Genomic DNA, 13,015 nt, shown 5'->3' with positions numbered 1-13,015 from the left:
TTAAAGCACTCAGGCAGTCCTGAACACTATTAATGGCGTGCCAACAGATATTCCTGAGACGATTTCTCACCACTGTGAATCAGTTTTTACTACGCGTTTACACAGGGCGCTTTGATCTGGTGGGCATAATCCCGATCCAACTGCCAGCAAAACATAAGGAAGGCAAAGAGGTTGTATTAGAAAAGTAGACACACCGCGCCGGCCGACATTCTGACCACAAAGAAAACCCCCACAGGATGGAGAGCCCTGCGGAGGTAGGAATGCGATGGGTATTAATGCGCAATCTTGTGGTGGATCTCCGATTGCATAGCATCCAGCTCAGCCGACGCCTTCGACAGCGCACGGTTACGCTGCTGCTTCGGCATCTTCTCTGCGCTCTCAATGTTATTGAGCAAAAGATCGAGTCGCTTATTGACATCCCTGGCGAAACCGGACGGGGCGTCCTTCGCCTGAACTCGCACATTCTCTACACGAGCTTTCAGCGGAGCACCATCACCGCGGAACCGAGACAAGTCCTGAGCCGACAGTCCCAGTTTCTTGGCTTTGTTGGCTACGCTTCGGCCTTCAATTCCATTGACCGCTCTGTAGATCAGGGGGATAACTACCGGAGCCGCCACGCGAAGAGCCCCAGCCCACTTTGCAGCCTTAGCGGGCGAGAAACTCCGCTCACGAATTTGCTGTACAGCGGCCTGTGCAAGGTCCTTTTCATGCTTGCGTTGGTCCTTGCGGTCCTTCGCATCCTGCTTCATGACCTTTTTGGCGGTCTTGTTCAGATATTTCTCTTTTTTCGCGTTGAGCTTCTTTTCATCCTTAGCGCGGGACTTCGCCTGACGCTTCGCGATCTTTTCAGCTAATTTACGGTCGCGACGTTTTTGACGTGCTCGCTTTAGTAATCCCATGATCCATCCTTGTTGAGTTCAGAGCTAATGCGCTGGCGCGTAACCGACCGGCACTTGCTCTGCGCTACCGTGTTGGAATGCTCAGTAGTTCACGTAAATTTTAACTACTTCTATCGTCTTCTACTCTAACGGTTATCCTGCCATAGAGCGTTAATTGTGGTGCCCTCACCAGATTTTGCGCGAGCCCGCCTGAAATAATGAACCTAATGACTGCACCGAGACCCCATCCCGCGGATACTCCCGTAGAGGCTACAGAGCTATCGGGATGTCGGTATCGCATTCGCCAACGGCGCACCTTCGATCGCGAAGGCCACCCGCGCCCACCACGTGAAGCAGCTCGAGCACGTCAGGCCCGGTCGGAACTCGAACGCACGCTGGTCTTCGGGCAGCTGAGCGACGACGGAGCCACCGTGCCCGGCGTCGGCAATAAAAGATCACTCACGATGACGACTACTGATTGTGCGCAGGAAGTCGGGTGGACGACTGACGCGGACGATTCGCAGGACGTCAGAACCGGTGCGGACTGCGATCATGCTGGAATGCAGCCCACACCCCAGGATCGTGAGGAAATGTGGGATGCCCAGGAGTGCGCCACCCTGGAGGCCCTGGCTGAGGGCGTCCGAGTGATTATCAACCCGCGGCTGACGACGCGGATATCCATGGCAGAGTTGCAGAGTGCGCGCCCCGGTGTGGACGTGGCTAACCCGTGGTGGTTGGCCGATCCTACCGATCCGGCGCTGAGCCCCACGGATGACATCATTATTCGTACCGCGCCTGACCTGCTGGTTCGGGTGGATTCATCGGCGCTCCCGCATGAGGCCCGCTACATGCCGGTCACGGTGAGCACGCACCAAGGCATCGTGCCAGACCCCACGCGGCGCATTATGTCGGTCTCCTTACCGAGGTTGGGCACATCGGCTCCTCTGTGGCGATCGGGGCGGGCCAAAACGCACTCCGGAGACATTCATCCGCTGGTCGCGGCGCATTATGCTGTTCGCGACGTCGGGTTGTCGTCCGACCTGATCGGGATTGTGGGGCAGGGGGCTCATGATGTCGCGGTGTGGCCCGTCGGCACGATGACCGACGGCTTTGTTGATGCAGTTCGGGTGCCTATCTCTACGCAGCCGCGAAAAATTAAGGCGTGCAGCAGTTGCCGCTTTGAGAGCGATTGCCACACAGAGCTGAAGCAGATGGACGATATCAGCCTTGTTCTTCACGGGGCGCGGGCGGATAAATATCGGCTTGCCGGCATATCCACTGTTCATCAGCTTGCCGACGCGGACTGCGGCGACGCCAGCATCATGGCGTACGCGTACACGCAAGGGTGGACAGCGGTTCATCGCCCGGACAAGGTGCGGCAACGTCGGAATAGGACGCATGGAAACACGGTGGATGAAAACACGGCGCGTGTAAATGGAGTACGGACGGACCTTGCGCGCAGTGATGCCGATATTGTCCGCAGAGCAGACGTCGAAATCGATGTGGACATGGAAGCGTACCTCGAGCGCGGATGCTACTTGTGGGGGACTTGGGACGGAGCCACCTACCGGCCGTTCGTGACGTGGCAGCAGTTGAACTCTGATGCCGAAGCGCGGAATTTCGCCATGTTTTGGGCGTGGCTGATGGATCAACGGGACCGTGCGCATGACCGGGGTCAGAGTTTCGCTGCCTACTGTTACGGGGCGCAAGGGGAGAATATGTGGCTCAAACGGTCTGCTCAGCGCTTTGGCGGGCTCACCTTCAGCACGGCCACCTCCGAAGTCCCGGCATTTGCGCCCACGTCTGCAACCGCACCAGCGTCTGCAACAACGGTCACTGTCCCCACCGTCGCGGAGGTTAACCAGTTCATCCGCTCGCCAGAATGGGTTGACGTCTACGCAGCCGTCAAAAGCGAATTGGTGGGGCCAGCAGGATTGGGTTTGAAAACCGTCGCGCCACTTTCCGGCTTCCACTGGGAAGACGCCGACATGGACGGGGAAGCTTCATTATCGGTGTTTATGCAGGCAAAAGGCGTCGATCCGTTAGCTCCCATCCCCACGGGAGTGACGAGCAAACATGAAGCCCGCGCACTACTTCTCCGCTACAACAGGGATGACTGCCGCGCGACCGCCGTCGTCAGGAACTGGCTCACGGCAGGCGCGCCGGGCGCGCACACCATGCCCGCCCCACACGCTGCTCTTAACTGACCTTGATCTTGCCCATCGCGCCGCGTTCAGCGTCGGCAAACTGGTGGTTAACCATCGTGTAGGTACCGGCCTCGGGGAAGTCGGCTTCCACAAAACCGCCCTGAGCAGCTAAAAGATCAAGCGCCTGAGAACCACCATCGTCGACACCGAAGGCGTCGCGCCCATGTCGGAGAGTGTACGAACCCTCCTTGAAGCTGGTATCAAACTGCGTGCCCACAATGTGGAAGGACTCGGAAATATTCGGGCCTGCATTGAGCAGCCAGAACCGTGCGCGCTCACCGTGCTTGAGCTCGATCGGCTTTTGGACGTACTGATTCTCCAGGCCGTTAAACACCACCTTGCTGGGCTGTTCGCTGCGGAGCAACGCGGAATCAACCGGATTGTCTTTGTCCTTACCCAGGCCATACAGCTCCGACTGAACCATGATGTATTCATGATCCACGGGGTCCAGGTCCGGTGGATCAATAATCACAGCACCGAACATGCCGGCAGCAATATGCATACTGATCGGGGCCGTACCGCAGTGATACAACCAGATCCCGGCGTGCTCGGCACGGAACCGGTACTCCAGCGACTCACCAGGCTTGATGGATCGCATGGGTTGGTCAGGGCTCACCATGCCCGCGTGGAAATCAATCGAGTGACTAATAGAACCATCATTCTTCAGATGGACGACGAACTCATCGCCGACGTGACCACGCAGCACCGGCCCCATGGGCGCGCCGTTGAACGTCCACGACGCGCGCTTCGTGCCGTCCTCCCGGATTGTCCGGTTAACCTGCGAGACCGTCAAATCAATATTGTGCGTTGTCCCCTCAGGTGCAGGGCCCACTGATGGATCGCGGATGACCTCGGGTTTCAGCGGACTATCCGTATTCGTCGATGCCATTGAGTGCCCGCTGGCATGAACATCATCCTTATCCGAAGCAGTATCGCCGCTGGAATCGCTATCGGTGGAGTTCGCTCCGGCGGAACCGTTTGAGCCGCCCTTGGTATTCACCGTCAGCTCCATACCGCGCATTTGGTGGCCGGGGATCGTGCACCAACCTTTGGTCTTCTTCGTAATCACGCCCGATGTGAACGTTTTGCTCTCTCCGGGGTCCACTTTCCCCGTTTCGCTGCCATCGGCCAGCTTGAGGTCATGGACTTGGTCGCCGTCGTTCTTCAACGTCACTTTAAGGCGGTCACCAGCGGGAACGTCAATGGAATTCGGGCTGAAGGACATGCCTTTGGCCGTCACGGTGACCGACGTCGTATGCCCGGTCGCTGCGACGGTGGAGCCGTCGGAATTGTCCGACGAACCATTGCCGGTCCCGGTTATGGCGAGAGTCGTGCATGCAATGAGCGCGATCGTCGACATCGTGGCCGCAACCTGGGCAAGCGGCGACCGTGAATGCGGCGGGTTCGGTGGAATCGCGCGGGCAGCGTTGGCACCGGCCTCGTCGGCAGGTGAAGTAGATGAAGCAGATGAAGCAGACGACGCTGCCTGCTCATCAGCCTTTTTACGACGTGCCGCAGCCTGAGCCCGAATCGCCTTAACCTGGTTTTTCGCCGACACAGCAGCCAGCGGAACAAACATCGCTAAACCAATACCCGCAGCAAATGAGCCCACAATGTGAAGCCACCCGCCCACGGGAAGAACCCACAGAATCAAGCCGACGTTGACCATCGTCGTCCGCGCAGGCCCCATGAAATCCAGCGTCGCAAGACCCTGTGACACGGCCTTACCGCCACCACCCATCGTCGAGGGAAGCAGGTAGCACATCACACCAATGAGTAATTGCGCGCCGAAACCAACCACCAGAGGAACCGTCGGCGTCGAAATAATCTCGTCCGGGTTCAGGATCTGGCTGATCCCCGCGACCAGCATCGTGCCGATGACCCAGACCACTGCGAACGCCACCGACGAGCGCGCGAAAATCGCGGGAGGCTCGTGGGAGACGCGCCGGGAATTCCGGACGATGCCCGCCCACGGGCGGGCGCACAGGATCCAGCCCGCCGCGTAGACCACCATGCCGATGCCGACGAGCTCGAAGCGCCCGGAAATCGTGCCGATGCTCAGCACCAGGATGCCGGCCAGCATCGCGGCGAGCGTCGGAACTGGGCGGAATGACGACACGCGCGCACGCCAAATAGCTGGGAAAAGAATGGTCAGCGTGCCCGCCGCGGTCAGGCCGACGAAGCCGAGCACGTTGACCGCCATGTGCATCACAATCAGCCGGTCATGCCACGTCCCCGGAAGAGGATGGGCCAGGGTCGCGCCCAAGCCCGCGCCGATGGGCAAGATTAACGACGCAGCGATGTAGAACATGACGATCGCCGCGTAATCACCCAGTTCAGAGCCCGATTTCGTGGCACCGCGACGTGCCTTCACCCATTGCGAAATGAGCGAAATCGCGTGGATCGCCACGGCCACACCAACGATGACAGCTCCCACGGTGACGACGATCCACGCCCACCCCTGTGCGCCGCGTGCAGCGTCGTTAAAGGCCTGCCCGATGACGCAGAGGATCACGCCCACGTTGAGGGCATAAATGAGGGCCACCTGCCTCGGGCGGAAGGAGTCGGGGAGCCGCTGGTGGAGGAACTTCTCGGTGAAGTGCTGCGACCACACCACGATCGAGTTCATCAGCGCACCGAGGGTGAAGAAATGCACCATCATCCAGCGGTTATTCGGTACAAACGGGTGCGCCAAGGCGAGGACAATGATGGCGGCGAGCCACAAGCTCACCGGGCGGGACGCGCGGCGGTGCCAGGACTTCGCTGATGTCTTCGAGGACGATGACTCGCGCGGCCGGCCGGAAGCAGGCCCGTGGGACCGGCCGGGGCTGGTCTGCCCAGCGGAATTGTCGTCGGCGGAGTGAGAAGACCGAGCCGAACCATCAGGGGAGACGGGGAGAGATTCATCGCGGGAACTCATAGTGATTTCTACGCTATTCCACACCGAGGACAAACGGGAAAATGAGCATCGAAAATGTGCATATAATCATGCTTCGAGCCTTTCGAACACCACCACTTCGGTCTACCCTGTGCTCATGGGATTTCTTTTTGGCACTCGACCCACACCAACAAGCATCGTGAACAGGGAAGATGCGCTTCCCGGACGCGATGAACCTATCCTGCCCCACCCCAAACCGCACACTGTTCTAGGAACTCCGATCGACGGGCCGTGGAAAGACGGGCAGCGGAGCGTCGTTGTGGGCCTCGGATGCTTTTGGGGAGCCGAAAAACTCTTCTGGCAGATCGATGGCGTAGAAAGCACGGCGGTCGGTTACGCCGGTGGGTACACGCCGAACCCGACCTACCGGGACGTCTGCACAGGCCGGACCGGTCACGCCGAAACTGTCCGCGTCATCTATGACCCGCAGAAGGTGTCGTTCGAGGACCTCATCCGCACATTTTTCGAGGCACACGATCCCACGCAGGGGTTCCGCCAGGGGAACGATGTGGGCACTCAGTACCGCTCCGTGATTTACGCACAGACCGACGATGAAGTGCAGAAAGCTCGTGAGATAGCGGAGTCCTTCTCTCACTCGCTGGCCGACGCCGGCTACGGGGACATCACCACCGATATTTCTCTGCTCAGCGACACACCGACGAAGACGATGTACCTCGCTGAAGACGAGCACCAACAGTACCTGGATAAAAATCCCAACGGCTACTGCCCGGTCCACTCAACGGGAGTCGCGTGCCGGTGACGGCGTCGCTCGGGTCGATGGGGTGGTCCGCGCGATAAACAGCGCAATCACCGTTGCTATGGCCAGCCCGGCGAGCAGCCACACGACGAGCCCACCCCACTCCCACGAGTGAAGAACATGGCCAGAGAGCCAGCCCACAATCGACGATCCCATGTAGTAGCAGAACAAATACATTGACGACGCTTCCGCCCGGTTAGAGGTGGCAACCACCCCGACCCAGCCCGATGCCACAGAATGGGCCGCGAAGAAACACGCCGTGAACAGCAAAATCCCAAGAATGCTGCTGATGAGCTCGGGGGAAAACAGCACGGCCATGCCGATCATCATGCCGACGATCGACCCGACAAGGACACGCGCACGCCCGAACTTATGAACCATCGTCCCGGCCTGCGTCGCACTCCACGTTCCGGAGAGATAAAGGAAGAAAATAGCGCCGGCAACGCCCTCGCTGAGGCCAAAGTGCCCGGTCAAACGGTAGCCAACATAGTCATACAGCGACACGAAAGCGCCCATAAAAAGGAAAGCAAGGGTGAATAATGCACTCAAGCGTGGGTTTTTCACGTGCTGGGCAATAGCGCTGAACTCGGAACGAAACGTTAGGCGCTTGGGCTGGAAACGCTGCTGATCAGGAAGCGCCCAGGACGTGATGAACGCGAAAATAATGGCTACCGCCACGGTGGCTGCGAGAGCCCACCGCCATGACGCAAACTCGAGAACGCCGGAGGGGATAACGCGGCCGGACAGACCGCCCACGGACGTCCCCGCCACATAGAGCCCCATCACTTGAGGGACATGTTTCGGGTGAATCTCCTCCGACAGATACGCCATCGCCGTCGCCGGAACCCCCGCAACAGCGATGCCCTGCAGTCCACGCAGGGTAATCAGCATGCCGACCGACGTCGATAAGGGAAGAAGAAGGCCCAGCAATGTGGCCGATAGGGCGCTGAGCATGATGACTCGTTTGCGCCCGAAGCGCTCTGAAATGATCGACGCCGGAATGATGGACAGCGCGAGCATCCCCGTCGTCGCGGAAACGGTTAATGATGCTGTTGCCGGCGTGACATGGAGGTCCTCGGACAGGACGGGGAGGAGAGCCTGTGTGCAGTACAGGGCGTTGAACGATGCCAAGCCAGCGCCGACCATCGCCAAGATGACTTTGCGGTACATGGGCGATTGCGGGGTGTACCCGTCAGGTAAGCCCTGAGTGGCCATAGTGTGACACCTGATTTCCCGGCTCGACGCTAGATGTACCTGACGTTAGATCACCGCATGAAAAGAAGAGACACCCGCGGGTGCCTCTTCCTATAACGCTATTTACCGTGGCCGTTTATTTACCGCGGCCACGTGCGTGGCCGATTTACTCGGCCACAGGGCTTTACTTGGACTTTGCCCGTGCGTAGCGCTCTGCAACGTCCTCCCAGTTGAAGACGTTCCATACGGCCTTGACGTAGTCAGCCTTCACATTCTTGTACTGGAGGTAGAAGGCGTGCTCCCACATGTCCAGCATCAGCAGCGGGGTGAAGTCAACGGAGACGTTGCCCTGCTGGTCGGTCAGCTGCTCGATAATGAGGCGACCAGCGATGTGGTCGTAGCCGAGGACGGCCCAGCCGGAGCCCTGAAGGCCGGTAGCAGCAGCGGAGAAGTGATCCTTGAACTTCTCGAAGGAACCGAAGTCGCGGTTGATGGCCTCGGCCAGCTCACCGGTCGGCTCGCCGCCACCGTTCGGGGACAGGTTCTTCCAGAAAATGGAGTGGTTGGTGTGGCCACCAAGGTTGAAGGCGAGGTTCTTGGAGAGTGCGCGAATCTCGTTGGCATCTGCCCCTTCTTCGCGGGCCTTCTCTAGCTTCTCCAGAGCGGTGTTGGCGCCAGCAACGTAGGTTGCGTGGTGCTTGTCGTGGTGGAGCTGCATAATCTCGCCGGAGATGTGAGGCTCGAGAGCGTCGTAATCGTAGGGGAGATCAGGAAGTTCGTACACAGCCATTTCAATACCTTTCGTTAGTAGCTAACACGCGCCGCTAAAACATGGCGCACTGTGATTTTTTCAACATTGTGACTCGCACAACTAATTTGTGCGTGAAACCCAGTGTTGTGGAAGCTCCGGGCTTTCGCAACCTTTAACGTGAAGAAATTTCTCTTTATTCCGAAATAGATGCGATAAATGGGCGCAGGTCGGGACCATAATGGATGAAAAACCCCTATTAATCAGGATGAATCCATAAGATTAAGGTAGGTTGTGGGTGTGTGGCGGGTCGTGCCCTAAAAAAGGGGGAGGGGCGGCACGGAGCGCTCATACCGAAACAAAAGAAACCCATATTCAATCAATCAGAACCGGGGGTAAATGTTTGATTGCTTGTCAAAACACTAGCGTATTCGGGCAAAACCGGGCACAATAACACTGAAGAATAAATCACGGCACATACGCGCCGTCGCACCATCTTTTCAGATCTCATTCCTTGGAGGAATTCTCATGGCAGATCAAGAACACCGCCGCCTTGGTAACAAAATCGTTCTTATCGGCGCTGGCGACGTCGGAATCGCCTACGCCTTCGCCCTCATCAACCAGGGTGTGTGCGACGAACTGGCCATTATCGACATCGACGAAAAGAAGACCGCCGGCAACGTCATGGACCTCAACCACGGCGTCGTCTGGGCATCCAGCCCGACCAACGTCAAGGTAGGCACCTACGACGACTGCGAAGACGCCGCCATGGTCGTCGTCTGCGCTGGTGCTGCACAGAAGCCCGGTGAAACCCGACTGCAGCTCGTCGACAAGAACATTAAGATCCTGAACAGCATCATCGGCGATGTCATGAAGCACAACTTCGACGGCATCTTCCTCATTGCGTCGAACCCTGTCGACATCCTGACCTACGCCACCTGGAAGATCTCCGGCCTGCCCAAGGAACGCGTGATCGGCTCGGGCACGGTTCTGGACTCCGCACGGTTCCGCTCCATGCTGGGCGACATGTACGACGTTGCCCCGAGCTCCATCCACGCCTACATCATCGGTGAGCACGGCGACTCGGAGCTTCCGGTGCTGTCGTCGTCGACCGTCGGCGGTGTGTCGATGCGCAAGAAGCTCGAGAAGGACCCTGAGCTGCACGGGCGTTTGGAGAAGGTCTTCGAAGAGACCCGCGACGCCGCCTACACCATTATCGACGCCAAGGGCTCGACGTCATTCGGCATTGGCATGGGCCTGGCTCGGATCACGCGCGCTGTGCTGCAGAACCAGAACGTCGTCCTTCCTGTCTCCGCATACCTGCAGGGTGAATACGGCGAAGACGACATCTACATCGGTACCCCGGCCCTCGTGAACCGGGGCGGAATCCACCGCGTTGTTGAGCTGGAACTCGATGACCACGAAGCTGAGCAGATGAAGGCATCAGCTGCGCAGTTGCGTGAAATCAAAGACCGCTTCTACGGCCCGAATGCCGATCAGGAAGCAACGAAGTAGTATTCGGTCGTACGAGAAATCCGCCGCTCCGGAGGGCACATAGTGGAACAGAATGGTCATAACGGTGAACTCAACGATGCCAGCACGTCAGGGGCATCGTCGTCGAAGGCAACTACGACAAATTCAGCGACGACCTCACTGAATGAGTTGATCCGTGGTGTCGATAGCCTCCTGACCATGCTCAGCGAGGTTGACCAGGATAAACGCGACCGTATCGACGCCGCAGACGCGGAACACCGTGAGGGGGTTCGCAATGTGCAGCACTTCGCGCGCCTCCAGGCCGATGACGCCCGCCACATTGTTGCCCAGCTGCGGGCGGTAGGGATTCGTGTATCTGACCAGGCCCCCGTTGTCGACCAACTCCGCGCGGCGAAAACTCTGCTGCAGAACCTGGGTGGACAGTCCAGTGACGACGGCAGTGCCGACCGTGCTGCCGAGGGTGAAGGCTACGACATCACCCGTCTAGCTGCAGCGATTGAGCGTTCCCAGGAGCAATTAGCGTCCAACAGCTCTGCTCTGTTGGGCGAACCCCGGGATGGCATGCCGAGCTGCGTCATGGTGACTCTCCCCACCGAGGCAGCCGATGATCCCGACCTTGTTCAATCCTTCGCCGACGCGGGGATGGACATCGCCCGGATCAACTGCGCGCACGACACCCCCGAAGCCTGGCGGGCAATGGCAGCGAACGTCCGTGCCGCCAGCGCACGCGTCGGCCGCGACATCAAAATCTCCATGGACCTGCCGGGGCCGAAACTGCGGGTTGGGGCCATCGAACCCGGCCCGCGCATCGCGCGTACCCGCGTGACCAGGACGAAGACAGGGCGCATCCTGACTCCCTCCAAGTTGTGGATCACCCCGTTCGACCACAACGCCACGACGCCGGCACCCGTGCCGGAGGGTCTTCCCGGCCGGCCCACGCTGGCCATCCAGGTTGATCCGGAGTGGCTGCAGACGGTCAACGAGGGCGATGAGCTATCTATGCTGGACGCCCGCGGATCCAAGCGCTACATGACCGTGCACAAGGTCACCGATGAGGGAGTCCTGGCCTACGGGCGTCAGAACGTCTACTTGGCCAATGGCAGCCTGGTCGCATGCCAGTACATCAAGACTCGGATCCACGGGATCGGGCGCTCTGAGCAGCGTGTTCACGTCGATGTGGGATCACGCCTGACGCTGACCAGCGACCCCACGCCCACCGACCCGACGGACGATATCCCCGCGGTCAACTGCGGTGAGCCACAAGCTATCCGCAGCCTGGAGGTCGGTTCCCGGGTTCTTTTCGATGACGCGAAAATCGAGTGCGAAGTTACCTCCGTCACCCGCGCCGGGGAGAAGGACGCCGAGGGCAACACCGCGGAGTACGATTCCGTGGAACTCGTCGCCGTTCACACCCGTGAAGGCGGGAAGAACCTGCGTGAAGGCCGCGGCATTCACTTCCCCGGCGTCCACGTTCCGCTCCCCGCGATGACCGACGAGGATCGCGCCATCCTCCCGGAGATCGTTCGCACGGCAGACATCATTGCGCCGAGCTACGTCCGCTCCGCCGAGGACCTCACGGAAATTCTCGACGCCATCGAGAAAGAAATCGACGTAGCAGCGTCGGAAAGCGAAGACCCCGCCGCAGTTAGCGCGCGCATTCGGAACCTTGGCGTTATGCTGAAGATCGAATCCGAAGAATGCTACAACGACCTACCCAATGTGGTGACCGAACTAGTCCGTCACAGGAACTCGGGCGTCATGATTGCTCGCGGTGACCTCGCGATGGAGCTCGGCTTCAGCCGCATGTCCGAAGCCCGCGAACAGATCATGGACGTGGCGAATGCTGCTCACATTCCCACCATCTTCGCGACGCAAGTCCTCGAAACCATGGCGAAATCCGGGCTGCCCTCACGCGCAGAGATCACCGATGCCGACGTTGCGCTGCGTACCCAAGGCGTCATGCTGAACAAGGGAACGCACATTCCGGATGCCATCAACATCCTCAACAGGATCGGTCAAGCGCTCAACACCAGTGACAATTCTCTAGATTCACGAAGCCGAGGACGGGCCTAAGAAAACACGGCTGGCTCGGCGGAAAGAAAGAGAACCGATGGAGATCATCGCCCACCGCGGAGCCAGCTGCGACCACCCCGAACAGACACTCACTGCCTACGATGCCGCGCTCTCCGAAGGAGCCGACGGCATAGAATGCGATATCCGCCTCACCAAAGACGGACACCTCGTATGCTCACACGACCGAACATTTGAACGCGTTGCGGGAGATAAACGCCCCATCGCGGAACTCACCCGCGATGACCTCTCCAGTATCAACGTGGGCACCACCGCGGAGCCGCAACAACCGCTGCTCTTCAGCACACTCCTGGACCTGGTTGAGGGCACAGACTGCGGACTGTTTGTCGAAACGAAGCACCCGTCGGGATACGGTGGCCAGCTAGAAAAGACGCTGGTCTCGGTGCTTCGCGACCGTGGCTACGTCGACAATCCCCGGTTGCATGTCATCTCATTTTCAGCCATGTCGCTCGCGAGAATGCGGCATCTTGAGCCCTCTGTGCATCGCATTCTGTTGCGGCGCGAAATTCAACGCCCGCTCGGCCCCATCCTTTGGCGGATGGATATTCCGCAGGCCTATGGTCCGTCCATCGTCAACGCGAAGCTGCGTCCGGGGCTGATTCGGCGTGGTGACGGGTGCTACACGTGGACCGTCAATTCAAGAAATGATGTCGTGTGGGCAGCTCAGCACGGGATTGACTGGTTGGCCACCGACAAACCACGCCAAGC

Annotated in this window: 9 protein-coding genes; 5 read left to right on the top strand and 4 right to left on the bottom strand. The window is 59.3% G+C overall.

Going from position 1 to position 13,015, the window contains the following annotated elements; genetic code table 11:
• Positions 1–272: 272 nt before the first annotated feature.
• The gene (locus tag Q3981_RS06030) at positions 273–899 is read right to left on the bottom strand and encodes a DUF6474 family protein (RefSeq protein ID WP_046201861.1); all 627 of its coding nucleotides are present in this window, start codon (positions 897–899) and stop codon (positions 273–275) included.
• Between the two features lie 206 nt (positions 900–1,105).
• On the opposite strand from Q3981_RS06030, the gene Q3981_RS06025 reads away from it, so the two are divergent.
• Complete coding sequence (locus tag Q3981_RS06025) at positions 1,106–3,085, top strand: TM0106 family RecB-like putative nuclease (RefSeq protein WP_303124501.1); 1,980 nt, start codon at positions 1,106–1,108, stop codon at positions 3,083–3,085.
• Here the strand turns inward: Q3981_RS06025 and Q3981_RS06020 are convergent.
• A complete protein-coding gene (locus tag Q3981_RS06020; RefSeq protein ID WP_303124500.1) occupies positions 3,078–6,005 on the bottom strand; it encodes a multicopper oxidase domain-containing protein in 2,928 nt (975 codons plus the stop codon). The genes Q3981_RS06025 and Q3981_RS06020 overlap by 8 nt on opposite strands.
• A 115-nt stretch (positions 6,006–6,120) precedes the next feature.
• Between Q3981_RS06020 and msrA the strand changes: the two genes are divergently transcribed.
• A complete protein-coding gene (gene msrA, locus Q3981_RS06015) occupies positions 6,121–6,783 on the top strand; it encodes a peptide-methionine (S)-S-oxide reductase MsrA (RefSeq protein ID WP_303124499.1) in 663 nt (220 codons plus the stop codon).
• Here the strand turns inward: msrA and Q3981_RS06010 are convergent.
• Positions 6,760–7,995 carry an MFS transporter gene (locus tag Q3981_RS06010; protein ID WP_303124498.1) on the bottom strand — a complete coding sequence of 412 codons (1,236 nt, stop codon included), beginning with the start codon at positions 7,993–7,995 and terminating at the stop codon, positions 6,760–6,762. The genes msrA and Q3981_RS06010 overlap by 24 nt on opposite strands.
• A 163-nt stretch (positions 7,996–8,158) precedes the next feature.
• Complete coding sequence (locus Q3981_RS06005; RefSeq protein WP_012730795.1) at positions 8,159–8,764, bottom strand: superoxide dismutase; 606 nt, start codon at positions 8,762–8,764, stop codon at positions 8,159–8,161.
• Positions 8,765–9,250: 486 nt separating this feature from the next.
• Here Q3981_RS06005 and Q3981_RS06000 point away from each other — a divergent pair, with 486 nt between their 5' ends.
• The 3 genes from Q3981_RS06000 to Q3981_RS05990 form a co-directional block, all read left to right on the top strand.
• Complete coding sequence (locus Q3981_RS06000; RefSeq protein ID WP_303124497.1) at positions 9,251–10,237, top strand: L-lactate dehydrogenase; 987 nt, start codon at positions 9,251–9,253, stop codon at positions 10,235–10,237.
• A gap of 42 nt (positions 10,238–10,279) precedes the next feature.
• Positions 10,280–12,289 carry a pyruvate kinase gene (locus Q3981_RS05995; protein ID WP_303124496.1) on the top strand — a complete coding sequence of 670 codons (2,010 nt, stop codon included), beginning with the start codon at positions 10,280–10,282 and terminating at the stop codon, positions 12,287–12,289.
• A gap of 37 nt (positions 12,290–12,326) precedes the next feature.
• Positions 12,327–13,015: glycerophosphodiester phosphodiesterase family protein (locus tag Q3981_RS05990; RefSeq protein WP_303124495.1), on the top strand; the 689-nt coding region annotated here is incomplete at its 3' end.

This window comes from Corynebacterium sp. (genome assembly GCF_030530965.1).
In the GTDB taxonomy this organism is placed as follows: Bacteria; Actinomycetota; Actinomycetes; order Mycobacteriales; family Mycobacteriaceae; genus Corynebacterium.
Note: the sequence above shows the minus strand (reverse complement) of the source record. Positions and strands in the feature narration are given on the sequence as shown.